A 24728-nucleotide genomic window follows, 5' to 3' on the forward strand; every position below is an offset into this window, starting at 1 on the left:
TTTTTTATTCATTTTTAATAGGATTGACATAAAAAAGATTTATTTACATAGAAAATTACAGTGGTAAAATTTACCATAGTAAAAACTACCACAGAGGAAGTGATGGTTATCTATAAAACAAAGATGTTCAAAAATAATTTCAAGAAAATACCTATCAATGATGCTGATTTAATAGATATTGCCAACGAAGTATATGCAGGACACTTTGAAGCTGACTTAGGTGGTGGGATTATCAAAAAACGGATCTGTATCCAAGGAAAAGGAAAGAGTAGTGGAATTAGAACAATTATATTTTATAAACAGGGAAGTAATTTATTCTTTGCTGATGGATGGAAAAAATCTCACTTAAGTTCTAAAAAAGCGAAAGAAATTACAGATGATGAGCTAGAATCCTATAAAGATCTGGCAAAAGATCTCTTCAGTGCAACTAAAAATAAAATAGATAAGATGATTGCACTAGGCCTTTTAACGGAGGTTAAACATGACTGATAAAATGAAAGAAATGCTGAAATTTGCACAAGAAATGGAAGTTGCGGGAATAACCGATGGAGAATCGGCTAGACGAATTGCAGCCAGAATAAAAGCCAAAGAATTAAAAGAAAGATATGCTCACCTGACTCCAATGAGTGGTGAAGATATAAAAAGAATTCGCGAGCAAAATAACATTTCGCAATCGTCTCTTGCTTTAATACTAAATATGACAAAAGAGAGTGTATCAAAATGGGAGCGGAACGAAATTAAACCCAACGGAGCAGCACTGAGACTTTTGAATTTAATAGATAATAAAGCAATTTCAATCTAAGATTATTTCTACTAAATACTTGTTAGTAGATAAACCGGCATTGTGAAAGCAATGCCGGTTTTTTATCAAATATTATTATTCTTATCGATTCTTTATCAATAATACTCACAATAATATGCAGTAAATCATCAATATTCTCCGCATAAAAAGATTCAATTTCGGTTTCTATTTCAATAGGAAAACCATTTATTTTACTAAAACTATAGCCAAATAATATAAACCCAGACTTATCACTTGCATTTAATTTATCAATATAAATAAGTCTTTCGCTATTAATAAATTTAGGACTGTAATGATGATTATCTTTAAATAATACTTTAATTTTATTATTAGTGATCACTTCTAATTTTTCGATAACTATATTTATTTTATTCTCTATTTTATTTTTTATATCAATAATAGAGGATGCTCTATCCAATGAAGCTTTTATCTTTTCAAAAAAATTATTTTCATCGTTCATGTGAAACCCTACAAAATATTGGATAATGATCAAACTTTTTAAAGAAAATATCATCGAGGCAGTGATTAGCATCATTTAAGATCCGATAGAAATCAAGCTGTTCGAGATCTAACTTAAAGCAGTCTTCTTTCCCATATAAAAATGAAGAAGAGAAAATCATTTGATCAAAAACATACCATCGATTTATTGATGCTGAATTATAATAATACGTACCTAAGTTATTCGTTTTCTTATCCGACAAAAGATACCAAAATGGATTAAATAATAATTCTCTTTTCTTTTTTATGATGTGATAGTCTCTTGTTGCATATAATATATTAATCATCACATCAGAATAAGGTTCAGTATTATAATCACCCATACAAATAATTTGTGTGTCTTTTCCTTTATTTTCAAATAGCTTATCAATACTATTTCTCAACTCTTGGGCAGCTATACGCCTAGTTTTTTCATCAGCACTTAGTACAGATGGCCAGTGTGATAAAAAGAATGTGATCATTTTTTGATTTTCAAGATCTTTAAATGAAACACTGACGCCCACTCTTATTGTTCTATTATCAGGTTGAAGTTTAGTTAAAAACTTACTTGAGATAAATGCTAATTTATTCATATTGTACATTATAGAAATATCAATAAGTATACGCCCTATCTTTCCTGATAAATCGATATATTCCATGTTTAATTCGCAAGCTAATTGTTTGAAATCTATGTTTTCTCTTTTAGAAATCTCACAAAGTGCAACTATATCAAGCGTTCTCTCTTTTATTATTTTTCTAAGATATTGTTTTGCCAATCCAATATCTTCTATATCTATTTGCTTACTTGACCTTATTGGTGGAGATAATCCCATATTCCACCAGCATAAATTCAATTCCATTTTTACATATCATTCCATTTATAATAAATTATTTTTAAATATTACTAGTTATTATCTTACTAAAGCTTAGTAATTTAGCACAATAAATTAAAATAGAAAAAATAATAAAACAAATCAAAATAAACAAATATTTTAATTCATATTTAAACTATTAGTTTTTTATTAAATTAAAAGGTATCTTATTATTTAAGATACCTTATTTATATACGATAAAACTTTACAACCCAGTCTCTACTGTAAATATTTGGCGATAACCATCAATATCACGCATAAATGCAATATATTGGTCATTTGGAGAGAATACGACTGCATCACTACTTGGTGCCTGTGCTGTTCTTTCTGTTAATCGAGTTAACTCACCCGTTTTCACATTACATAGCATCACGCTGTTATCACAAATAAAGGTGAGATATTGTCCGTTACTATTCCACGTAAAGGCAGACTGAATATCCCAATCCTGCGAAGTGACTTGTTTTATCTCTTTCGTACTCGGTGATACCGTATATAACTGCACAATGCCGTTATCATCTTTCATCAAGAAAGCAATCGCATCACCTTTTGGCGAGCTTCTTAACCAGTGGCGAGGCTGATTTAAAACACCTGCATACTTCCTATTTGCTGTATTTGTTAGGCGAACTTGATGAATACCTTTAGCCACTGCGGGCATTGTTGTATCCGTTCCTGCCAATGGTTTATCACCTTCAACACTGAAAGCCTGATTATCATCAGGTAAATCCACTAAGAAAATATCAGCGACTTTATCACCATTTTCACTCATGGTATCGCCGATAAATGCAATAGCCCAACGCTGCTGTGAACCATCAGCCTTTATATAACCTTGAGTACCAACCCAACACTCTTCATAAGCTTTATTAATTTCGTCGCTTCCCTTTTGTGGATAAGCAACAGTTTGGCTTATTACAGTGCAAAAATATTCACCGTCATATTCACGAGGATGTTTTTTAGCGACATTAACCGCTTTTAGTGGCACAGCAACAGCCACATTACGTTGATCATATTCGCTCCCCAGTTCATGCATAATATGATCATTGTAGGTAAAGCTTAAACGTGTGCCGTCAGGGCTAAAGACGTGAACATGTGTACCGCCACGTAATGCGCCGGCTTGATAAGGTGATGTCAACGAACAAGCGTCGATATTAAATGCACGATTATTTTCTGATTCATTAACAATCACACCTCGACGATGATGAAAGTCATAATGCCATTCATTATCTGGGTTTTCTGGCCCATGAATAAAGGCATAACGCACGGGCTCTGTTGGGCTTACTGTCGCAACCCCTGCATGTGCCCCTTGTGTTGCTGTGTAAATGATCTGTTGCTGTTTTGTTTTCGCATGAATTTTTTCTATGGTTAGACCTGTAAAAGATCCCCCATTGGGACGTACATCATAGACTAACCACTGGCTATCTGGCGTCCAAACATTTATATTAGTTAGCTGATGATGACGGCTATCAAACGTAATCTGGTGTTCCTGAAAAGACATATTTATCCTTATCGGGAAATAAATTTCCACATTATAAAAACTAATTAATTTTACCTGGCACTAAAAAAATTCAGTCGAGACTTTTTCGCAAGGTAATTATTCTACCCTCACTAAATAGTCAGAAAATTAGAAAATCATGTTACTTAGTGTTCTCTATATTATTGGTATTACTGCAGAAGCCATGACCGGTGCGCTTGCTGCTGGTCGTCGTAAAATGGATGTTTTTGGCGTTATTATTATCGCCTCTGCAACTGCCATTGGTGGTGGCTCTGTCAGAGACATTCTGCTCGGCCATTACCCGCTGGGTTGGGTAAAACACCCTGAATATATCGTCACTGTTGCATGTGCTGCTGTTATCACCATGTGGGTTGCTCCCATGATGAAACACCTACAGCGACTCTTTCTTATCTTAGATGCCATTGGTCTAATGGTTTTCTCTATTATCGGTGCGCAAATCGCACTCGATATGGACTATGGCCCAATTATTGCTGCTATTGCTGCGGTGATTACGGGTGCTTTTGGTGGCGTATTAAGAGATATGCTTTGTAATACCATTCCTTTAGTTTTCCAAAAAGAAATTTATGCCGGTATCGCTTTTGGTGCTGCGTGGCTTTATATGGGATTACTGTTTTATACACCGTTACCAAGAGACGTCATTATCATCATTACCCTAATTGCAGGGTTAACAGCTCGACTTCTCGCAATTCGTTATAAATTAGGCTTACCTGTCTTTAATTACGAGAATCAAGATTAACGAATCGCTGTTTTAACGACAGCGGTTCTTTTTGATTCTGTGGGGTATCTCAAAATATAATCTCTTTTCGCTATTGTGATAAAAGGTAATTCCTATCACTGAGCCTTTAATTCTATGTTAATATTGACATAGTTTAATTTTTCTCTTGTTTCTATATTCAGAAAATAGAATTTAATAAGAAAAAAATGGCCCTGTATTAAACATGGGCACTGTATGTCATTCATTGTATGTGTATACTATATGGGGGATTTGCTCCCTAAACATGTATTTATACTTAATTCTCCAGTCAAATTCAGAAAGTCATCATGATCCAAGGAACACTTTATATTGTTTCCGCTCCAAGCGGTGCGGGTAAATCAAGTCTTATTCAAGCGCTGTTAAAAACACAGCCTTTATATGACACTCAGGTTTCTGTCTCTCATACAACCCGCCCAATGCGACCGGGAGAGAACCATGGTGAACATTACTTCTTTGTTACTGAAGAAGAATTTAAAAGCATGATAGACAGCGGGGATTTCCTCGAACATGCTTGTGTTTTTGGTAACTATTACGGAACATCCGGCAAAGTTATCAAAGAAATCTTAGCCAGTGGTGTAGATGTCTTTTTAGATATCGACTGGCAAGGCGCACAGCAAGTGCGTAAAGCGATGCCAGAAGCTCGCAGTATTTTTATTCTGCCACCGTCAAAAGAAGAGCTTTACCGCCGACTTCGTGGACGTGGACAAGATAGCGAAGAAGTGATTACAAAACGTATGTCGCAAGCTGTATCGGAAATGGAACATTTTAATGAGTATGATTATTTGCTGATTAATGATGATTTCAATACTGCGCTTGCTGATTTACAATCAATTATTCGTTCAGAAAAATTACGCCTTGATCGTCAAACGCTACGACATGGTGATTTAATCAGCAAATTATTGGCAGACTGAGTTAACTTTCAGTATTATGCCCAGTCATTTCGTTAATGGTGGAGTAACACAAATATGGCACGCGTAACCGTTCAAGACGCTGTAGAGAAAATTGGTAACCGTTTTGACCTCGTTCTGGTCGCAGCACGTCGTGCGCGTCAGTTACAAGTTGGCGCTAAAGATCCTTTAGTTCCAGAAGAAAATGATAAAATGACTGTTATCGCGCTACGTGAAATCGAAGAAGGCCTGATTAACGGTAAAATTCTTGATGCTCGTGAACGTCAAGAGCAGCAAGAGCAAGAAGCAGCAGAATTACAAGCTGTTTCAGCGATTGCGGAAGGTCGTCGTTAATCGTTTTATAAAATAGGGGTAGGTCTGCCTTGTACCTGTTTGAAAGCCTGAATCAAATCGTTCAAAAATACTTGCCATCGGAGCAAGTTGAACAACTTAAAAAAGCCTTTATCGTCGCCCGAAATGCCCACGAGGGACAAACTCGTTCAAGTGGTGAGCCTTATATTACTCACCCTGTTGCGGTTGCGTGTATTCTCGCAGATATGCGATTAGACCAGCAAACGCTGATGGCGGCGCTGTTGCATGATGTTATCGAAGATACACCTGCAACCTTCCAAGATATCGAAAGCCTCTTTGGTAGTACGGTTGCCGATCTTGTTGAAGGGGTGTCTAAACTTGATAAGTTGAAGTTTAGAGACAAAAAAGAGGCTCAGGCTGAAAACTTCCGTAAGATGATTATGGCGATGGTAAAAGATATCCGCGTCATTTTGATCAAGCTGGCAGACCGAACTCACAATATGCGCACACTGGGATCATTACGCCCAGATAAACGTCGCCGTATTGCTCGCGAAACACTCGAAATTTACAGCCCTCTCGCACACCGTTTAGGTATACACCATATCAAGACAGAGCTTGAAGAGCTGGGTTTCGAGGCGCTACATCCTAATCGCTACCGTGTAATCAAAGAAGTCGTTAAAGCAGCTCGAGGCAACCGTAAAGAGATGATTAATAAAATCCTCTCTGAAATTGAAGGTCGCCTGACAGAAGCGCATATCGAATGCAAAGTTAACGGTCGTGAAAAACACCTTTACTCTATTTATCGGAAAATGTTGTTAAAAGAGCAACGTTTTCACTCGATCATGGATATTTACGCCTTTCGCGTGATCGTGAAAGAAGTCGATACCTGTTATCGCGTTTTAGGTCAAATGCACAGTCTTTATAAACCGCGTCCCGGTCGAGTTAAAGACTATATTGCAATCCCAAAAGCCAACGGCTATCAATCTCTTCATACTTCACTTATTGGCCCTCATGGGGTGCCTGTCGAAGTGCAAATTCGTACTGAAGATATGGATCAAATGGCAGAAATGGGGGTTGCAGCACATTGGGCTTATAAAGAGCAAGGTGAACAACCGGGCACAACTGCACAAGTTAGAGCTCAACGCTGGATGCAAAGTTTACTTGAATTGCAACAAAGCGCGGGTAGCTCATTTGAATTTATTGAGAACGTAAAATCAGATCTCTTTCCTGATGAAATCTACGTTTTCACGCCAGAAGGTCGCATTGTTGAATTACCAACAGGCGCTACTCCTGTCGATTTTGCTTATGCTGTACACACTGATATCGGTCATGCCTGTGTAGGTGCAAGGGTTGATAGACAACCTTACCCACTTTCACAATCGCTACGCACCGGACAAACGGTTGAAATTATTACCGCTCCAGGTGCAAGACCCAATGCAGCTTGGCTAAACTTTGTTGTCAGTTCAAGAGCACGCTCTAAAATCCGACAACTACTGAAAAACCTAAAACGTGAAGACTCTATTAATCTAGGTCGTCGTTTACTTAATCACGCATTAGGCGAGCACAAGCTTGCTGATATTTCAGCTGAAAATATTGAGCGCGAGTTGAAGCGTATGAAGCTTCATTCAATCGACGACTTAATGGCTGAAATTGGTTTAGGTAATACCATGAGCGTTGTTGTTGCGCGTAATTTATTGATTGATAGTCAAAATCAAGATGAAAACGCACAAACAGAAACAACCAATGATGAAACACCTAAACTCCCAATTAAAGGCGCTGATGGCGTATTAATCTCCTTCGCTAAATGTTGCCGCCCTATTCCGGGTGATCCTATCGTTGCACATATTAGCCCAGGTAAAGGTTTGGTTATTCACCATGAATCTTGTCGTAATATTCGTGGTTACCAAAAAGAGCCTGAAAAATTCATGCCTGTCGAGTGGGATAAAGAGATCAACAGCGATTTCATTACTGAAATTAAAGTCGATATGATTAACCACCAAGGCGCTTTAGCAAACTTAACCGCAGCTATTAACGATGCTAACTCAAGTATTCAAAGTATGAATACAGAAGAGAAAGACGGTCGCGTATATTGTGCTTTTATTCGCTTAACGGCGAAAGACAGAATTCAATTAGCCAATATCATGCGTAAACTTCGCATCATGCCAGACGTTCTGCGCGTTAGCCGTAATAAAAACTAGTCATGAATTCAATTCGATATGCCCGCATCTGCCAAATGATGGCGATGCGGCAGCCTGATCTTACCGTCTGCCTTGAAGAAGTGCATAAATCCCATAATGTTGCAGCCGTTATCAGAACGGCTGATGCTGTGGGCATTCCTAAAATTCATGCTATTTGGCCTGAAGAAAAAATGCGAATGTTAGTTTCCCCCGCAGCAGGAAGTAATAGCTGGGTCAATGTAGAAACTCATCCTACTATCACAGACGCGGTTAACGCCTTTCGAGCCCAAGGTATGCAAGTTCTTGCGACTCATCTCTCAGATAAAGCGGTTGATTTTCGTGAGATTGATTACACGCGCCCAACTTGTATTATTATGGGACAAGAAAAAACGGGTATCTCACAAGATGCTATCGCGCTTGCAGATCAAGATATTATTGTGCCGATGATGGGAATGGTACAATCCCTAAATGTTTCTGTCGCCAGTGCACTAATTTTATATGAAGCACAACGCCAACGTCAGGCTGCGGGTATGTATAACCGAACAGAGAGCACCTTAACAGAAGAAGAACAGCAAATTCTTCTCTTTGAAGGCGGATACCCGGTTTTGGCAGAAGTTTCTCGTCGTAAAGGACTGCCTCGCCCTTATATTAATGGCAGCGGTGAAATTGAAGCCCCTGAATCATGGTGGGCGGAAATGCAAATGACGCAAAAACAACTTAGGAAATTAAAAAAGACGGAGTATTGATCCCATGAAAGGAAAACTGCTTGATGCAATCCCCTTAACCACTCTTCACGGCGTAGGTGCAAGTCAGGCAGACAAGCTGGCAAAAATAGGGCTTGTGACTATTGAGGATTTGTTACTCCACCTTCCTTTGCGTTATGAAGATCAAACGCACCTCTATGCTATCAGTGATCTCCTTCCCGGTATTCCTGCCACTGTCTCTGGCGAAATATTAAGAACTGAAGTCAGTTTTGGTCGTCGTAAAATGATGACCTGTCAAATTTCTGACGGCTCTGGAATTTTAACACTTCGCTTTTTTAACTTTACAGCGGCGATGAAAAATAACCTTGCTCAGGGTAAACAAGTCACTGCTTATGGAGAAGTTAAACGAGGAAGTCGGGGTCCTGAAATTATTCACCCTGAATACAAAATCAAAGTTGCAGGCTCTGAAGTTAAACTGCAAGAAACGCTCACTCCCATCTATTCAACGACAGAAGGCTTACGCCAAACATCATTACGTAAATTAATAGAGCAAGCATTAGAATTACTTGATACCTGCGCTATTAACGAACTATTACCCGATCAATTTATTCACGGCTTACCGCCGTTGGCTACTGCATTACGTACACTGCATAATCCGCCTCCTGATATTGCTTTTGCAGAACTTGAGAAAGGACAGCATCCTGCGCAAAAAAGGCTAATTATTGAAGAATTGCTAGCTCACAATCTAGGTATGCTCAATGCAAGAGCTGGTGCACAATCTTATCGTGCAGAGCCATTGTTTATGCCAAATACATCGACATTACGTCAGCAGTTTCTCGCCTCTCTCCCCTTTACCCCGACTAATGCACAACAACGTGTCGTTAATGAGATAGAAGCAGATTTAGAAAAAGACTATCCAATGATGCGATTGATCCAAGGAGATGTAGGCTCAGGTAAAACACTAGTGGCCGCATTAAGTGCGTTACGTGCTATTGCTAATGGCAAGCAAGTGGCTTTAATGGCACCAACAGAATTATTGGCAGAGCAACATGCATTAACCTTTAAGAAATGGTTTGAGCCTTTTGGTATCCAAGTAGGTTGGTTGGCAGGAAAACAGAAAGGGAAAGCCCGCGAAACGCAGCAAAATGCTATTGCGAATGGTGAAGTCTCAATCATTATTGGAACACATGCGATTTTCCAAGAACAAGTTAAATTTCACTCTCTAGCCTTAGTGATTATTGATGAACAACACCGTTTTGGTGTGCATCAACGCCTTGCCTTATGGAAAAAAGGTGAAGAGCAAGGCTTTCACCCTCATCAATTGGTGATGACAGCAACGCCAATCCCACGCACATTAGCGATGACCGCTTATGCTGATATGGACACCTCTATCATCGACGAATTACCGCCGGGGCGTACACCTGTTACCACTGTCGCTATCCCCGATACTCGCCGTAATGACATTATTGAACGCATCAGACTGGCTTGCACAGAAGAGGATCGACAAGCCTACTGGGTATGCACCCTAATTGAAGATTCTGAAGTGCTTGAAGCGCAAGCGGCCCAAGTTATCTATGATGAACTTACAATAGCACTCCCTGAAATCAAAGTAGGATTGGTACATGGGCGAATGAAGCCCGCAGAGAAACAAGCTGTAATGGCGGCATTTAAAGAGAATGAGCTGCAACTTTTAGTTGCAACAACAGTGATTGAAGTTGGCGTTGACGTACCTAATGCAAGTTTGATGATCATTGATAACCCAGAACGACTAGGGCTAGCACAGTTACACCAATTACGCGGGCGTGTAGGTCGGGGTGCTATCGCCTCTCATTGTGTCTTGTTGTATAAAACACCACTCACTCAAACAGCACGTTTGCGATTGCAGGTATTAAGGGATAGCAATGATGGTTTTGTCATTGCACAAAAAGATCTCGAAATTCGTGGCCCCGGCGAGCTTTTAGGTACTAAGCAAACAGGTAATGCACAATTTAAGGTCGCTGATTTATTACGTGATCAAGGGCTTGTTCCTGAAGTGCAACGTATCGCTCGTTACCTGCATCAGCACTATCCTAAGCATTCTCAAGCCTTAATCGAACGCTGGCTACCTGCCAAGACACAATATAGCCAAGCTTAAGATTACTCTTTTGCATGCCTTAGCGTGCGTTTGAACTCACTTTAAGTTGATCTCGAAATATTCGTAAGTTAAATGCCACATAGAAAAACACCTCAATGTCGATATTCAACATTGAGGTGCTCTTTAACGTTTTTGAAGCTATTTTAATTTATAGTAGCCAAACTACCCTGCAACTATAGGTGTAAAAAACGGTAGCATCAGATACAGTTTAATCACTATTGCATTCACAATATCAATGAAGAATGCACCGACCATAGGTACGACTAAGAACGCAAGATGAGAAGGTCCAAAACGGTCTGTCACGGCTTGCATATTCGCAATCGCAGTTGGTGTAGCACCTAAACCAAAACCACAGTGACCAGCTGCTAAAATCGCAGCATCGTAGTTTTTACCCATAACACGGAAAGTCACAAAAATCGCATACAGCGCCATTACAGCCGCTTGAACACCAAGGATAACCAGCATTGGTATCGCCAGTGATGCAAGCTCCCATAATTTCAAGCTCATTAATGCCATCGCTAAGAATAACGACAAACTTACGTTACCTAAGACTGACACGGCTCTATCAAAAACACGGTAGAACCCAAGCATTGAAAGGCTATTACTTAAAATAACGCCAATAAACAGAACACACACAAAGGTCGGTAGTGAGAATGCAGTACCTTCTAACAATTGAGAAAGGAAAGTACCCGCCATTAAACAGATAGAGATCATCGCAATAGTTTCTAATAAAACCATTGAAGTGATCATTCTGCCTGTTGTCGGCTTCTCAAACGCAGTTGGCATTTCATGGTCGTCGGCGCCTAATCCTGGCGTTGGGATATTTTTGATTAAGTAGCGTGCAACTGGGCCACCAATCAATCCCCCTAAAACTAAACCAAAGGTCGCACAAGCCATCGCCACTTCAGACGCACTCATAAAACCATAGTTTTCAACAAAGGTTTTACCCCAAGCAGCACCAGTACCATGACCACCCGATAAAGTAATCGAACCAGCCAGTAATCCCATTAATGGATCAAGGCCTAACATTTCTGCCAATGCAATACCGACTGTGTTTTGTACAAACAACAATCCAACAACAACAAAGACGAAAATAAAAAGCGCTTTTCCTCCCGCTTTTAAACTCGCGAGGTTTGCGTTTAAACCAATTGTTGCAAAGAAGGCTAGCATTAATGGATCTTTAAGTGAGAGATCAAAACTCACTTCCCAGTCCATAAAAGATTTGAATGCTAATAGAAGAACTGCAACAAGTAGCCCACCTGCAACGGGTTCCGGGATCGTATACCGTTCTAAAAAAGGAACAGATTTCACTAACTTACGTCCGATCAAGAGAACCAAAGTGGCCGCAACCAGCGTGCCATAAACATCAAGATGATACATTTATGTACCCCGTCTTATTTGTTAATTTTATATAAAAATACTACGACGCTAAGTTCATCCATAAACAACGCCAAAAGCAGGTATCCCCGATTAGAAAAAAAAACGGAGACAAACACAAGTTAAAACATATAAAAATGTGAGCGCCTCTTATGCATTTTGATAACATCATTTTTACGCAAACGATTGCTTTTGTGGCGCAGATCATTAAAATACCGTTTTTGCCGAATAAGAAATTCACACCATGGTTACTTCAGAAAATCAAAATTTGCCTAAAAATAGTGACGTTTCAATTAAAAAAAATAGCGAACTTCTTTTTGCTTTAGAAGAAAAACCGCCATTACCACAAACCCTTTTTGCTGCTTGCCAACATCTTTTAGCCATGTTTGTCGCGGTTATTACACCCGCGATCCTCATTTGCCAAGCATTAGGACTACCTGCACACGATACCCAACGCATTATCAGCATGTCTTTATTTGCATCAGGCATTGCCTCTCTTATTCAAATTCGAGCTTGGGGGCCGATAGGTTCAGGATTGTTATCAATTCAAGGAACGAGCTTCAACTTTGTTGCTCCGCTCATTATGGGGGGATTAGCACTTAAAAATGGTGGGGTTGATATTCCAACAATGATGGCAGCCCTTTTTGGTACTCTAATGGTTGCCTCACTAACCGAAATTATTCTTTCTCGTGTACTTCACTTAGCAAGACGTATCATTACACCGTTGGTTTCAGGTGTCGTAGTGATGATAATCGGCCTCTCTTTAATTCAAGTTGGATTAACCTCTATTGGTGGTGGTTATGCAGCCATCGAGAACAATACCTTTGGTTCACCACAAAACTTGTTATTAGCAGGCTCTGTTCTTATCGTTATTATTTTACTTAATCGACAAAAAAATCCTTACTTACGAGTAGCTTCTTTAGTCATTGCAATGGCTGTGGGCTATGTTCTTGCTTGGGCTTTAGATATGTTACCCACACCCGCAGAACATCAAGAAACGCCTTTTATGACTATTCCTGAGCCATTTTATTATGGGCTGTCATTTGATTGGCATTTACTTATTCCTTTAATGCTGGTGTTTATGATCACTTCGCTAGAAACTATTGGTGATATCACAGCAACGTCTGATGTTTCAGAGCAACCCGTCAGCGGTCCTTTGTATATGAAACGCATTAAAGGGGGCGTATTAGCTAATGGAATTAACTCCATGGTTTCAGCATTTTTCAATACCTTTCCAAACTCTTGTTTTGGTCAAAATAATGGTGTGATCCAATTAACGGGTGTTGCTAGTCGTTACGTAGGTTATGTTGTTGCGGCAATGCTTGTTATCTTGGGTTTATTTCCCTTCGTTGCTGAATTTGTACAAAGAATTCCTGAGCCAGTATTAGGCGGAGCCACATTAGTGATGTTCGGTACGATAGCTGCGTCCGGTGTACGTATTGTGTCTAAAGAGGCATTAAACCGCCGAGCTATCATGATCCTTGCTATTTCACTTGCAGTAGGCTTAGGCGTTTCGCAACAGCCTCAAATATTACAGTTTGCCCCTGATTGGCTAAAAACATTGCTATCATCAGGTATTGCTGCGGGCGGTTTAACAGCCATTATTTTAAATCTGATTTTCCCACCAGAAAAATAATGATTAACTCGCAACAAATGAGTAAAGCGCTATTTGGGATTATGAAAATAGCGCTTTATTTATCATCTTTAGGTCAATGGTATTTTTATAAAAGTATTGTCCTTTGCGTTACGGTAAATCTTTATCTCAATACTGAAAATCAAAGGAAAATAACATGGCTACACCATTGAACCCAATTAAAAACCCTGCACTCGAATACTTAAAAAGTTATCCGTCTACTCAAGATTTTCATATACAAACTATTGGGCAATTTTTTACTTATCTCAAAGACTCTATTCTTTCATTATTTAATAGTGAGCATAAATTTACTTATTTAGGAAATAAGTCTGTTGCTGAATTCAATTTAGAGCATATTAAAAAAGATTTAGATACGTTTTTAACCAATCCATATCTTAATAAGCCTACAGTGGATGCCCTTAAATATTCATTTAATTACTTACAGAATCAATCTTACATTACACCTAATCTTCACGATGTTTACCGTTCTGGCAGTCTTGAACCTAATGATTTGATTTCTCGATTAATTAACTACAGTAACAAACTTCAGCTGCAAAAATTAAGTACAACAGAAACAAAACATGCTCAATGGGTTATGAAAATACTAGAGGAGATAAATAGTCATTTAAAACAATTACCCAATACGGAAAACCTGACATCCAGAATATCTAACATCCTTAATAAATGAGTGAAATCTCTTTGATCTATCCGATGAATACTTGAGCATCGCCTAGTTTTCAGGCATAACTGTATAATGTTTTGATGGAGTATAAAACAGGAGAAGGGTTATGCGCTGGCTGATGAAAAGTTTGGTATCTCTGATACTTATCGTTATTTTATTTATTATTATAATTTACGCTTTTATTCAGACTCAGTGGGGCGCGCAGAAAACCAGTGAATGGCTGACACAATACACTGACTATGATATTCGCTTCTCAGGTATTGAGCATGATCTTATGCAACCCGAGCAAGTCATTGTCCATGATCTCCTCGTTAATCCTAAACAAGATAAAGCCACCGTATCGGCTAAATCAGCACAAATTCGATTTAATTGGCAATTTTTTACCACACCTTCTCATCTACAAAAAATCACATTAGAAAATGGCAATATTGAGTTTGCAGACAAAACACCTTCAATACCCTTAAGTGCCGATATCTTACAATTTAAAAATATGGCACTAAGTAGTGAAAAAACTGATTTTTCTTTTGATGCCAAGAAAGTGACGGGCGGTATTACGCCGTGGCTCCCAACATCAACCGATTTAATAGGAGCAGGCCATTTCCAATTTTCTATTGCTAATGGCATGGTAAATAATAATGAATTCAGTAATTTTATTATCTCTGGGCAATATCAACCTAATAATATTCAAATAGAGAAATTAGGTACTCGTTTACTTAATGGCTCACTATCTTTGAGCGGGCAATATCAAGATAATCAATGGAAATTTGATGAAGTTTATATGAATGGCTTGCGCTGGCAATCCTCGCAAACCTTTAACGAATTAATTCAGTCTCTCTCTAAATACCCTCGTATTAGTATAAGAGCACTTAATATTGTTGATTTTACTGCTGAAGGAAAACAGTGGGCAGTCAGCGGTTTTGATGGGCAATTTTCTCAGTTTAGTTGGGATAACGCTCTTTCATTTACAACTGGTGAACTCAATACAAATGATGTTGTTTTTCAAGATGAACACTTCACTGATCTTATCGCAAAACTTAATCAACAAAATCATCAACTCAATCTAGATAGCCTCAGCCTACGCTACGAGAAAGGCTTAATTAAGCTTGCTGGTAATTGGAATAAAGGTAATAAAACGATTACGATCCAAGACGCCACATTATCAGGCCTTTTATATACACTACCTGAAAATTGGCTCACTTTTTTAACTAAACCAATAGATGATAAGAGTAATATTCAAAATATCACTATCGAACAGTTATCTATCAATCAATCCATCTTGATTGATATCACGCCAGAATTTCCATTCCAATTCACCAACTTAACAGGAAAACTGCAAAATTTAGTGATTGCAAAAGAAGGGGAATGGGGATTATGGCAAGGCTCAGCGGTATTTAATGCTGATAGTGGTACATTAAATCGTATTGAATTACGTCGCCCTGATTTAAAAATTGTCACTCAACAAGACAACGCTATCGTTGAGCAATATTCAGCATTTATTGGTGACGGCATTGTTCGAGGTTCAGCCGGTTTAGTACAATCTAACCAACAGCGCCAATTCTCACTTATTGCTAATGGACTAAATGTACCTTTATCAACGCCTTACACATTGGGTTTAAAAACAACCTACTCTGACGAAATAGGCCAATTCACATTAAAATTGAAAGGGGATTTACGTTCAAGCCCTGTGGAATCAACACTTAATGGTACATTAACTGGAAGTAAAGGTGAGCAACAAATACTCAACTCAGTGATACAAAATGGCGAAATAATTAATCACCTATAATATTGATCTTTCGCAGGAGCACGGATTGCTCCCTTTATAAAAAGCGTTACAATGCGCTATTGCCCTTTTCTTTATTGTGGAGTTTTCATGTCTGACGAAGATTTTTCCCCTGAAAAAATATCTTTAAATGTGTTTCAACAATCTCCTTTAACTGCACTTGAAGATAACAGCACACTGCTTGTGTGTGATGACAACAAAACTCCGTTGTTCTATTGCCTTTCTAAAGAAGATTATGATGCATTGATTGAGCGAGTTATGGATGCTGAACTTGCAGCTATCGTACTTGAACGTCGCCAAAATAAATTAGATGAGCTTGATTTAGACTAATTTTATCGATGTGTAATTTGTCTTAAATAGAACAAACAAAAAACACCCTTTCAGGTGTTTTTTTGTTTTTATCGCATCTTCAAAGATGAACTTAACGTTTTTTCTTTTTACGACCAGGCTGAACAAAACGCTTACGGGAATTATTTTCCGTTTCTTTGGTTTTTGTTTGAGGAATATGAATACCCAATGCTTTTGCATTGCTACTAATTTGTTTTTTCGGCTTATTTTGCTTTGGTTTTGGCGGTGCTTCAGAAGTCGATTTTTCAATCGATTCAAATAAGGTAATCAGCTCATCATCCGTCAAATCACGCCATTCACCGACAGGCAATCCTGATAAGCTCACATTCATAATACGAATACGTTCAAGCTTAGTGACTTCATAACCAAAATATTCACACATACGACGAATTTGACGATTTAACCCTTGAACTAAGGTAATACGAAACACCATCGGCGCTTCTTTCTTAACCTTACATTTCTTGGTTTTTTGTCCCATGATAGGAACACCAGCACCCATACCATGAATAAACTCATCAGTAATCGGCTTATTCACTGTCACGAGATACTCTTTTTCGTGATCATTACCTGCACGTAGGATTTTATTCACTAAATCGCCGTGGTTGGTCAGGAAAATCAACCCTTGAGAGTCTTTATCTAAACGTCCAATTGGGAAAATACGAGTACTGTGGTTAACATAGTCAACAATATTATCTTTCTCGCCATCATCTGTGGTACTGACAATACCTACTGGCTTATTCAGTGCAATCAAAACTAGCTCAGAGTTATCCTGTGCTTCAATCAACCGACCATTGACTTTGACTTCATCGCCCGCAAATACTTGGTCGCCAATACCGGCACGCTTGCCATTAATAAGGACAAGTCCTTGCTCAATATAACGGTCAGCCTCACGACGTGAGCAGATCCCGCTTTCACTGATATATTTATTAAGACGAGTAGATAAATTGGTGTCCATGCTTCCCTCCGTAAACTGCGAAATATACATCAATTGGATAGCGATAGAAACACTATAAAATAAGCATTAGAGCATAGATTGATTATCCCCACGCTTTAACGTAGAAAAGATAACAAAAACGTCGATAAGATCGGTAAAAAATAGATTAAATTCAATTAATTAAAATAAGCACACTTAACATTGCTTATTTTGTGAAGGTAATACAATATAAGTACCACTAAAAACAGCACCAACACCTTCATCGCCACAAATATCAACATCTAGCTTAATGCGAGCTTTACTGCCCTTCGCTAATCGCCCTAAATCCCCGCTTAAATTTTCCATATCTGCAACGGCCGCAGGACGTCCTGATACAGGTTTGCGATAACGAATATGAGCATCCACCAGCACAATATCACCTTGTAACTTATGCTCTCGCATTAATAGCCAAATCAATCCCCAACCGGTTAATGTTGCGAGTGAAAATTGGCTGCCAGCAAAAATAGTGTGATGAGGGTTTTGGTTTCCCGCTTCTGGGATAGTGGTATAAAAACGAGTTCCCGTATATTGAGTAATACGTAATCCCATTTTCTCACTTAAAGGAATATGTTGATGCCACTGTTTTTGTAATTCAGCACACCAATCTGGTCGATGAAGAATGTCATCTAAAGACTCAATACTTTTTTTCATAAAGAAGTGCTTAATGGGTGTAGTTTGTGGGCCTGTGACTAGACCACAATTTTCATAACCCAATTTTTCAAAGAAGTTTACAGACTCTTCTCTTGCACTACATACGATCCGTTTTATACCTTCTTGGCGAGCCAATGACTCTAGCGCCATAGCAACAAGAGTGCCTAAGCCTTTACCTTGCGCATCTGTACGTACTGCCATAAAGCGGATAGCGCCTTCGTTATCCGCATTAATATAAAGCCGTCCAATCGCGACAGGTTGACCGGTTTCATCGACAACCATTTGGTGATGAGCAAGGGTATCATAACCGTCTTTTTCAGAGCCTTCAGGTTGATGTAGAGGTTTACGAAGCATTTCCCAGCGAAAAGCATAATAGGCATCAAATTCCGCCTCTGTTTTTGGGGTTCGTAAATGGTACATATCTGAGCTCCTTTTAACATCACGACATATTTGACGTTATACCTGCAACCAAAAGGTGACTGGACCGTCATTAGTCAGTGTGATTTGCATATCCGCGGCGAATTGGCCTGTTTGTGTTTCTAAACCTTGTTGCTGACATTGTTCTATAAAGTAGTGGTAGAGATCTTTCGCTAATTCAGGGGGGGCACCATTCGAAAAACCAGGGCGCATTCCTTTTTGTGTTTCTGCGGCAAGGGTGAATTGAGAGACGACTAATAAACTACCACCTGCTTGTTGCACATTTAGGTTCATCTTGTCGTTTTCATCGCTAAATATGCGATAACCGCACACTTTTTCACATAATCTTTTGGCTTTCTGTTCGTTGTCGTCTTTCTCTACACCTAATAAAACCAACAAACCTTGATTAATAGCGCCGACTGTTTCACCTGCAATATCCACTTTTGCCTGTGTCACTCGTTGAATTAACGCGATCATACTCTCTCCAAAATAAATCAATAAAAAAGGATAACAAATTCAATCCATTGTTATCCTTACAATAGCATTATTCTTCTACTGGGAGAGAAAAATCATAATCTTTAAAGTAGTCAATGACAGTTTGTTTATCAATGACATGTACACCTTTCATACCCACAGCAATGGCTGCATCAACATTGGCTTTCACATCATCAAAGAAAACGGCATTCTGTGCTTCGACGTCTTCAGACTGTAAAACATATTTATAGATTTCAGGATCAGGTTTTCTCATACCGATATCTTGAGATAGATAGAGGAAATCTGCTGAGGCAGCTATTTCAGGATAGTGTTCCGGCCAGTAGTCTTGGTGTAAACGGTTAGTATTTGATAACACCACGACCCGATGTCCTTGTTCTCTTAACTTATTCATTATATCAATGACTTCAGGGCGTAATGCGACGAAAATAGCCTGCCATCCTTCAGCAAACTGTTCAAAGCTTAAATTCATTTCTAATTCTGAACTGATTTCTTCTGCAAACTCGATGTCTGTAATATTGCCGCGTTCGTGTAATTTAAAGATCTCTCCTGTGGTGAAGTTCTTTTTTATGTTCGCTAATGGAACACCACTGAGTTTACTCCATACTGCGAATACCCGGTTAAAATCGATATCAATAATCACATTACCCATATCAAAGATATAAAGCATAAATCCTCTCCATAATAGAAAACTCATTTTACTTTAATCATAAATCGCTTTACTGAACAGGCTTAAACACCAAAAAAGTACAATAATCACACTTAATTTTTTTGTAAAACATAAAACCAGAATAGGGAGAGACGAAAAATGAGACTAAAAGCATCATTATCTACAATGAAGTTGTGATGTGATGATAAAACACCTTCTTCTTATTTATTTTTGTATGATTTTAAAATCATCATGCAACTGTGCCCAATTAGGAACCGCTCCTGCTTTTATAGGTGTTACTAAAATAGCACCGGGTAAATTTGCCCCTAAATAAGCAAGAATGGCAAATTCATTATCTATATGGCATTTCAATACATTCGCAATGTATTCTCTTAATACACCTTCAGGTAGCAAGTTAGATAGCACAGGCGAGATTTTCTGTGTGCGAATTTGAGGCTTAGTTAAATATTCAGGATCAAATAACTGTCTTAATGTGAAACTCGGTCGACTTTCTTTTGGCATATCGACAAAATGGGGATTAAATGTCAGTATATTTTTCCCACCAGCATAATGTGCAATAATCGCAACATCAATGCCATGTAACTGAATATTAAGACCTTCCACTTTCTCAACCTGTTTAATCATTGGTTATTCCTTTTTCTTAAACCAAAAATCGAGATCATCCACGTCATCGTCCAAATCAATTTTGCTTCTGTTGGCTATCTCCGTATTTGCAATTGCCGAGTTTACATTAGAATTTTTAGCCTTAATTGATAACTCTAAATCTAATCCTTCTAGTACCCGTAGTAAGGTAGAGAGCTTAATATCATTGCCTGATTCTATGCGTTGGTATTGTTGTTGCTTCATACCAATACGTAAATACATATCTTTTTGCTCTATGCCTAATTTTTTACGTTGTTCAGCTATTAAATTGGCAATTTCATTAATCGTTTTCATATGTGTTTCGATATTGTATTGGTGATTTTTACAACACTTTAGTTGTATTGCAACTTAAAAACAACTTATAAGTTGTATTTTGAGTTATAAACAACACTTAAGTTGTAAATGCAACTTGAGGAATAAAAGGTAAGAAAAGAGAGGCAGGAAGAGAAAAACTTATGCGGTGGCAAATACTCCACCGCATTCGTCTTATGGTACCTATAGTACCTATACTCTAAATAATTTGAGTTACAGATAGGCAACAAGTGAAGATAGGCGGGGAACATAGATAAGCTATGTGACTCGACTAACTGAGCGTAGTCAACTCCTCTGTAACTTGAAGTATGACGAGTATAAACTCAGGGCGCTAACGCGCCCTAAGAATTATGTTATCAGAATAACGAATTAGTCTTTGCTACGGTAAGCGCGACGACGATCGTTTTCTGACAGATAACGCTTACGCAGACGGATAGACTGCGGAGTTACTTCAACTAACTCATCGTCATCAATAAATTCTAATGCTTGTTCTAATGTTTGTTTCAGGTGTGGAGTCAGCGTTGTCGCCTCATCTGTACCAGAAGCACGCATGTTAGTCAGCTTTTTACCCGTTAAGCAGTTTACTGTTAAGTCATTAGAGCGAGTATGAATACCAATCACTTGGCCTTCATAAACTTCTGCACCATGAGTCACGAATAATTTACCGCGGTCTTGTAAGCTATACAGTGCGTAAGCAACGGCTTTACCTTGGCCATTAGAGATCATAACACCGTTATTACGGCGACCGATTTCACCCGGACGAACATCATCATAATGACTGAATGTTGCGTACAGTAAACCAGTACCTGATGTCATGGTCATAAATTCAGTACGGAAACCAATCAGACCACGGCTAGGGATAATGTAGTCTAAACGTACACGTCCTTTACCATCTGGTTGCATATCACGCATTTCGCCTTTACGCTCACCCATCGCTTGCATCACATCACCTTGGTGTTGTTCTTCAATATCGATAGTAACTTGTTCGAAAGGCTCTTGTTTACGGCCGTCAATATCACGGAAGATAACTTTAGGACGAGATACACCTAATTCGTAACCTTCACGACGCATATTTTCAATCAGAACTGACAGGTGAAGCTCACCACGACCTGATACACGGAATGCATCTGGATCTTCAGTTTCTTCTACACGTAATGCTACGTTATGGACTAACTCTTTTTTCAGACGATCTAAAATCTGACGAGAAGTCACAAACTTACCTTCACGACCACAGAAAGGTGAAGTATTAACACAGAAATACATGCTAACAGTTGGTTCATCAACGGCTAATGCAGGTAATGCTTCAACAGCACCTGTTTCGCAGATCGTATCAGAAATATTCAGTTCGCCTAAGCCTGTGATGGCAATGATATCGCCAGCTTCTGCGACGTCAACTTCGATACGTTCTAAGCCTAAGTGACCTAACACTTTACCGACTTTACCGTTACGAGTATTACCTTCGCTATCGATGATAGTAACTTGCTGGTTAGGTTTAACCTTACCACGCTTGATACGACCGATACCGATAACACCCATGTAGTTGTTGTAGTCCAACTGAGAAATTTGCATCTGGAATGTGCCTTCCAGATCAACTTTTGGTGGCTCTACATATTTGACAATAGCTTCATATAACGGAGTCATATCTTCAGCCATGTCATTGTAATCTGTTCCCGCAATACCATTTAATGCAGATGCATAGATAATTGGGAAATCAAGTTGTTCGTCAGTTGCGCCTAAGTTTACGAACAGGTCAAATACCTGATCAACAACCCAGTCTGGACGCGCACCAGGGCGGTCAACTTTATTGATAACAACAATTGGTTTTAAGTTGTTAGCAAACGCTTTTTGTGTCACAAAACGAGTTTGTGGCATTGGGCCATCCATCGCGTCAACCAGCAATAGAACGCAGTCTACCATAGACATAACGCGTTCTACCTCACCACCGAAGTCGGCGTGTCCTGGGGTATCTACGATATTGATACGATAGTCATTCCATTTAATCGCTGTATTTTTCGCAAGAATAGTAATTCCGCGCTCTCTTTCGAGATCATTTGAGTCCATCACGCGCTCAGCAACGGTTTCACGTTCACCGAACGTACCAGATTGCTGTAGTAATTTATCGACGATAGTTGTTTTACCATGGTCAACGTGGGCGATGATGGCGATATTACGCAAGTTTTCGATCACAAAATTTGCCTCAGGCATTGTAGAAATAAGCGCAGTATTGTACACGCTTTAGACGAGAGACTAAACAAGATCACAATAATGATTGCTTAACAATATGCAATTAATTGAATTGTGATCCTTTTCACGCCTCAGAATTTAGTAGCATCCGTTCAATTGCACCAAAATAGTGCAATTAATTAGGCTTAATTTGCACCAACTTTGTGCAATAATTAAAAAATCACAGGAGATATTCTACACTAAACTTCATCAATACAGTATATATCCCTTTTTAGATAAGTTGGCATGCTTTTCGCAATAGAATTTAGGTGAGCAAAAAATTCACCGAAAAATGTGTAAGGCCACTGCACTCAATAAAACCATTCGCCAGGAGAGTTCCTATGTCCCTTGAACATGTGTTATCCATGATTGAAGAACATAAAGTTAGATATATTGACTTACGTTTCACTGATACCCGCGGTAAAGAACAACATCTTACTATTCCGGCTCATCAGGTTAACGATGATTTCTTTGAAGAAGGAAAAATGTTCGATGGTTCTTCTATTGGTGGCTGGAAAGGCATTAACGAATCAGACATGGTGCTGATGCCAGATGCAACAACTGCAATGCTTGACCCATTTTTCCAAGATCCAACCCTGATTATTCGTTGTGACGTTTTAGAACCTGGCACAATGCAAGGTTACGATCGCGACCCACGTTCAATCTCAAAACGTGCTGAAGACTATTTAAAATCAAGTGGTATCGCAGATACAGTGCTGTTTGGGCCAGAGCCAGAATTCTTCCTGTTTGATGATATTCGTTTCAAAAACGATATTTCAGGCGCTTCTTACGCTATCAATGATATTGAAGCTGCATGGAACACCAATACCAAATATGAAGACGGTAACAAAGGTCACCGCCCAATGGTTAAAGGGGGTTATTTCCCACTGCCACCCGTTGATTCATCACAAGATATTCGTTCTACTATGTGTAACATCATGGAAGAAATGGGCTTAGTTGTTGAAGCTCATCACCATGAAGTAGCAACTGCGGGTCAAAATGAAGTGGCTACTCGCTTTAATACCATGACCAAAAAAGCAGATGAAACTCAAATTTATAAATACGTGGTACAAAACGTGGCTCACGTATTTGGTAAAACAGCGACCTTTATGCCAAAACCATTAGTTGGTGATAACGGTTCAGGTATGCACTGCCATATGTCACTGTCTAAAAACGGCGTAAACCTGTTTGCAGGTGACAAATACGGCGGATTATCTGAAATGGCGCTGTATTACATCGGCGGTATTATCAAACACGCTCGTGCATTAAATGCATTTACTAACCCAACCACTAACTCTTACAAACGTTTAGTTCCGGGTTTTGAAGCACCTGTAATGCTGGCTTACTCTGCACGTAACCGTTCAGCGTCAATTCGTATTCCAGTTGTTGCTAGCATGAAAGCGCGCCGTATTGAAGTTCGTTTCCCAGATCCGTTAGCAAACCCTTACCTTGCGTTTGCTGCGCAGTTAATGGCTGGTCTTGATGGAATTATCAATAAAATTCACCCTGGTGATGCTATGGATAAAAACCTCTATGACTTACCACCAGAAGAAGCGAAAGAGATCCCAACTGTCGCAGGTTCATTAGAAGAAGCATTAAATACATTAAATGCAGATCGTGAATTCTTAACTCGCGGTGGTGTATTTACTGATGATGCTATTGATGCTTACTTAGAATTATTACGTGCTGATGTACAACGTGTACGTATGGCTCCGCATCCTCTTGAATTTGAAATGTATTACAGCGCTTAAGACTATTTTTACTAATAAACACTTAAGCCTAGATGTAAAACTGTTTTTTTTGCCGTGAAGCTATTTTGCCCATCTTCGGATGGGCACTTTTCTCCCACTTAAGGAGTCAGTCTTTTCACTTACGCATTGGTTCATTAATGTAATAAAG

General features: G+C 38.9%; 24 protein-coding genes. 13 read left to right on the forward strand and 11 right to left on the reverse strand.

Annotated features, from left to right (window positions below; all coding sequences use genetic code 11):
* Window positions 1-60 precede the first annotated feature (60 nt).
* Window positions 61-489: a type II toxin-antitoxin system RelE/ParE family toxin gene (locus D7029_RS17535; protein ID WP_228766711.1), complete on the forward strand. Its 429-nt coding sequence runs from the start codon at window positions 61-63 to the stop codon at window positions 487-489.
* A complete protein-coding gene (locus tag D7029_RS17540) occupies window positions 482-802 on the forward strand; it encodes a helix-turn-helix domain-containing protein (RefSeq protein ID WP_088494342.1) in 321 nt (106 codons plus the stop codon). The genes D7029_RS17535 and D7029_RS17540 overlap by 8 nt, the downstream gene beginning before the upstream one ends.
* Before the next feature lie 22 nt (window positions 803-824).
* Here D7029_RS17540 and D7029_RS17545 read toward each other — a convergent pair whose 3' ends face one another.
* The 3 genes from D7029_RS17545 to D7029_RS17555 all read right to left on the reverse strand — a co-directional run bounded on the left by D7029_RS17545 (window position 825) and on the right by D7029_RS17555 (window position 3643).
* The gene (locus D7029_RS17545; RefSeq protein WP_194951385.1) at window positions 825-1262 is read right to left on the reverse strand and encodes a hypothetical protein; all 438 of its coding nucleotides are present in this window, start codon (window positions 1260-1262) and stop codon (window positions 825-827) included.
* Complete coding sequence (locus D7029_RS17550; RefSeq protein ID WP_194951386.1) at window positions 1252-2139, reverse strand: endonuclease/exonuclease/phosphatase family protein; 888 nt, start codon at window positions 2137-2139, stop codon at window positions 1252-1254. The genes D7029_RS17545 and D7029_RS17550 overlap by 11 nt, the downstream gene beginning before the upstream one ends.
* A gap of 217 nt (window positions 2140-2356) precedes the next feature.
* Complete coding sequence (locus D7029_RS17555; protein ID WP_194951387.1) at window positions 2357-3643, reverse strand: DUF3748 domain-containing protein; 1287 nt, start codon at window positions 3641-3643, stop codon at window positions 2357-2359.
* 136 nt (window positions 3644-3779) lie between these two features.
* Here D7029_RS17555 and D7029_RS17560 point away from each other — a divergent pair, with 136 nt between their 5' ends.
* The 6 genes from D7029_RS17560 (at window position 3780) to recG (ending at window position 10629) form a co-directional block, all read left to right on the forward strand.
* The gene (locus D7029_RS17560; protein WP_088494339.1) at window positions 3780-4397 is read left to right on the forward strand and encodes a trimeric intracellular cation channel family protein; all 618 of its coding nucleotides are present in this window, start codon (window positions 3780-3782) and stop codon (window positions 4395-4397) included.
* Window positions 4398-4702: 305 nt separating this feature from the next.
* Window positions 4703-5326, forward strand: coding sequence for a guanylate kinase (gene gmk, locus D7029_RS17565; protein ID WP_023583250.1), 624 nt, complete (start codon window positions 4703-4705; stop codon window positions 5324-5326).
* 54 nt (window positions 5327-5380) lie between these two features.
* A complete protein-coding gene (rpoZ, locus tag D7029_RS17570; protein WP_004246820.1) occupies window positions 5381-5656 on the forward strand; it encodes a DNA-directed RNA polymerase subunit omega in 276 nt (91 codons plus the stop codon).
* A 29-nt stretch (window positions 5657-5685) separates the two neighbouring features.
* Complete coding sequence (spoT, locus tag D7029_RS17575) at window positions 5686-7812, forward strand: bifunctional GTP diphosphokinase/guanosine-3',5'-bis pyrophosphate 3'-pyrophosphohydrolase (protein ID WP_075671312.1); 2127 nt, start codon at window positions 5686-5688, stop codon at window positions 7810-7812.
* Window positions 7813-7814: 2 nt separating this feature from the next.
* Window positions 7815-8537 carry a tRNA (guanosine(18)-2'-O)-methyltransferase TrmH gene (gene trmH / locus D7029_RS17580; RefSeq protein WP_194951388.1) on the forward strand — a complete coding sequence of 241 codons (723 nt, stop codon included), beginning with the start codon at window positions 7815-7817 and terminating at the stop codon, window positions 8535-8537.
* 4 nt (window positions 8538-8541) lie between these two features.
* Window positions 8542-10629, forward strand: a complete 2088-nt coding sequence (recG, locus tag D7029_RS17585; RefSeq protein ID WP_194951389.1) for an ATP-dependent DNA helicase RecG — start codon at window positions 8542-8544, stop codon at window positions 10627-10629.
* Window positions 10630-10791: 162 nt separating this feature from the next.
* Here recG and gltS read toward each other — a convergent pair whose 3' ends face one another.
* A complete protein-coding gene (gene gltS / locus D7029_RS17590) occupies window positions 10792-12009 on the reverse strand; it encodes a sodium/glutamate symporter (RefSeq protein ID WP_194951390.1) in 1218 nt (405 codons plus the stop codon).
* 241 nt (window positions 12010-12250) lie between these two features.
* On the opposite strand from gltS, the gene D7029_RS17595 reads away from it, so the two are divergent.
* The 4 genes from D7029_RS17595 to D7029_RS17610 all read left to right on the forward strand — a co-directional run bounded on the left by D7029_RS17595 (window position 12251) and on the right by D7029_RS17610 (window position 16431).
* A complete protein-coding gene (locus tag D7029_RS17595) occupies window positions 12251-13642 on the forward strand; it encodes a uracil-xanthine permease family protein (RefSeq protein ID WP_194951391.1) in 1392 nt (463 codons plus the stop codon).
* Window positions 13643-13796: 154 nt separating this feature from the next.
* Window positions 13797-14327 carry a hypothetical protein gene (locus D7029_RS17600; protein WP_194951392.1) on the forward strand — a complete coding sequence of 177 codons (531 nt, stop codon included), beginning with the start codon at window positions 13797-13799 and terminating at the stop codon, window positions 14325-14327.
* 100 nt (window positions 14328-14427) lie between these two features.
* A complete protein-coding gene (locus D7029_RS17605) occupies window positions 14428-16104 on the forward strand; it encodes an AsmA family protein (protein ID WP_194951393.1) in 1677 nt (558 codons plus the stop codon).
* Between the two features lie 87 nt (window positions 16105-16191).
* The gene (locus tag D7029_RS17610) at window positions 16192-16431 is read left to right on the forward strand and encodes a hypothetical protein (RefSeq protein WP_088494331.1); all 240 of its coding nucleotides are present in this window, start codon (window positions 16192-16194) and stop codon (window positions 16429-16431) included.
* Between the two features lie 91 nt (window positions 16432-16522).
* On the opposite strand, the gene rluF is transcribed toward D7029_RS17610, so the two are convergent.
* From rluF to typA, 7 genes are all read right to left on the reverse strand, one after another.
* Window positions 16523-17404, reverse strand: a complete 882-nt coding sequence (rluF, locus tag D7029_RS17615; RefSeq protein WP_194951394.1) for a 23S rRNA pseudouridine(2604) synthase RluF — start codon at window positions 17402-17404, stop codon at window positions 16523-16525.
* 174 nt (window positions 17405-17578) lie between these two features.
* Window positions 17579-18493 (reverse strand): fatty acid biosynthesis protein FabY, encoded by a 915-nt coding sequence (gene fabY, locus D7029_RS17620; RefSeq protein WP_088494330.1) that lies wholly within the window; start codon window positions 18491-18493, stop codon window positions 17579-17581.
* A 36-nt stretch (window positions 18494-18529) separates the two neighbouring features.
* Window positions 18530-18967, reverse strand: a complete 438-nt coding sequence (dtd, locus tag D7029_RS17625; RefSeq protein ID WP_088494329.1) for a D-aminoacyl-tRNA deacylase — start codon at window positions 18965-18967, stop codon at window positions 18530-18532.
* A 67-nt stretch (window positions 18968-19034) separates the two neighbouring features.
* Window positions 19035-19652: a glucose-1-phosphatase gene (yihX, locus tag D7029_RS17630; RefSeq protein WP_194951395.1), complete on the reverse strand. Its 618-nt coding sequence runs from the start codon at window positions 19650-19652 to the stop codon at window positions 19035-19037.
* A gap of 204 nt (window positions 19653-19856) precedes the next feature.
* Window positions 19857-20276 carry a HipA N-terminal domain-containing protein gene (locus tag D7029_RS17635; RefSeq protein ID WP_194951396.1) on the reverse strand — a complete coding sequence of 140 codons (420 nt, stop codon included), beginning with the start codon at window positions 20274-20276 and terminating at the stop codon, window positions 19857-19859.
* 3 nt (window positions 20277-20279) lie between these two features.
* Complete coding sequence (locus D7029_RS17640) at window positions 20280-20588, reverse strand: helix-turn-helix domain-containing protein (protein ID WP_194951397.1); 309 nt, start codon at window positions 20586-20588, stop codon at window positions 20280-20282.
* A gap of 387 nt (window positions 20589-20975) precedes the next feature.
* Entirely contained in the window at window positions 20976-22811 is a 1836-nt protein-coding gene (gene typA / locus D7029_RS17645; RefSeq protein WP_023583239.1) for a ribosome-dependent GTPase TypA, read from the reverse strand.
* Between the two features lie 359 nt (window positions 22812-23170).
* Between typA and glnA the strand changes: the two genes are divergently transcribed.
* Window positions 23171-24580 (forward strand): glutamate--ammonia ligase, encoded by a 1410-nt coding sequence (gene glnA / locus D7029_RS17650; protein WP_088494326.1) that lies wholly within the window; start codon window positions 23171-23173, stop codon window positions 24578-24580.
* Window positions 24581-24728: the final 148 nt, after the last annotated feature.

Source organism: Proteus vulgaris (assembly GCF_016647575.1).
Taxonomy (GTDB): Bacteria; Pseudomonadota; Gammaproteobacteria; order Enterobacterales; family Enterobacteriaceae; genus Proteus; species Proteus mirabilis_B.

What these genes read in the sequence shown, in the direction of transcription:
- D7029_RS17540 (WP_088494342.1), top strand. Translation starts at nt 482, where the DNA reads ATGACTGATAAAATGAAAGAAATGCTGAAATTTGCACAAGAAATGGAA.
- D7029_RS17545 (WP_194951385.1), bottom strand. Translation starts at nt 1,262, where the DNA reads ATGAACGATGAAAATAATTTTTTTGAAAAGATAAAAGCTTCATTGGAT.
- D7029_RS17550 (WP_194951386.1), bottom strand. Translation starts at nt 2,139, where the DNA reads ATGGAATTGAATTTATGCTGGTGGAATATGGGATTATCTCCACCAATA.
- D7029_RS17555 (WP_194951387.1), bottom strand. Translation starts at nt 3,643, where the DNA reads ATGTCTTTTCAGGAACACCAGATTACGTTTGATAGCCGTCATCATCAG.
- D7029_RS17560 (WP_088494339.1), top strand. Translation starts at nt 3,780, where the DNA reads ATGTTACTTAGTGTTCTCTATATTATTGGTATTACTGCAGAAGCCATG.
- gmk (WP_023583250.1), top strand. Translation starts at nt 4,703, where the DNA reads ATGATCCAAGGAACACTTTATATTGTTTCCGCTCCAAGCGGTGCGGGT.
- rpoZ (WP_004246820.1), top strand. Translation starts at nt 5,381, where the DNA reads ATGGCACGCGTAACCGTTCAAGACGCTGTAGAGAAAATTGGTAACCGT.
- trmH (WP_194951388.1), top strand. Translation starts at nt 7,815, where the DNA reads ATGAATTCAATTCGATATGCCCGCATCTGCCAAATGATGGCGATGCGG.
- recG (WP_194951389.1), top strand. Translation starts at nt 8,542, where the DNA reads ATGAAAGGAAAACTGCTTGATGCAATCCCCTTAACCACTCTTCACGGC.
- gltS (WP_194951390.1), bottom strand. Translation starts at nt 12,009, where the DNA reads ATGTATCATCTTGATGTTTATGGCACGCTGGTTGCGGCCACTTTGGTT.
- D7029_RS17595 (WP_194951391.1), top strand. Translation starts at nt 12,251, where the DNA reads ATGGTTACTTCAGAAAATCAAAATTTGCCTAAAAATAGTGACGTTTCA.
- D7029_RS17600 (WP_194951392.1), top strand. Translation starts at nt 13,797, where the DNA reads ATGGCTACACCATTGAACCCAATTAAAAACCCTGCACTCGAATACTTA.
- D7029_RS17605 (WP_194951393.1), top strand. Translation starts at nt 14,428, where the DNA reads ATGCGCTGGCTGATGAAAAGTTTGGTATCTCTGATACTTATCGTTATT.
- D7029_RS17610 (WP_088494331.1), top strand. Translation starts at nt 16,192, where the DNA reads ATGTCTGACGAAGATTTTTCCCCTGAAAAAATATCTTTAAATGTGTTT.
- rluF (WP_194951394.1), bottom strand. Translation starts at nt 17,404, where the DNA reads ATGGACACCAATTTATCTACTCGTCTTAATAAATATATCAGTGAAAGC.
- fabY (WP_088494330.1), bottom strand. Translation starts at nt 18,493, where the DNA reads ATGTACCATTTACGAACCCCAAAAACAGAGGCGGAATTTGATGCCTAT.
- dtd (WP_088494329.1), bottom strand. Translation starts at nt 18,967, where the DNA reads ATGATCGCGTTAATTCAACGAGTGACACAGGCAAAAGTGGATATTGCA.
- yihX (WP_194951395.1), bottom strand. Translation starts at nt 19,652, where the DNA reads ATGCTTTATATCTTTGATATGGGTAATGTGATTATTGATATCGATTTT.
- D7029_RS17635 (WP_194951396.1), bottom strand. Translation starts at nt 20,276, where the DNA reads ATGATTAAACAGGTTGAGAAAGTGGAAGGTCTTAATATTCAGTTACAT.
- D7029_RS17640 (WP_194951397.1), bottom strand. Translation starts at nt 20,588, where the DNA reads ATGAAAACGATTAATGAAATTGCCAATTTAATAGCTGAACAACGTAAA.
- typA (WP_023583239.1), bottom strand. Translation starts at nt 22,811, where the DNA reads ATGCCTGAGGCAAATTTTGTGATCGAAAACTTGCGTAATATCGCCATC.
- glnA (WP_088494326.1), top strand. Translation starts at nt 23,171, where the DNA reads ATGTCCCTTGAACATGTGTTATCCATGATTGAAGAACATAAAGTTAGA.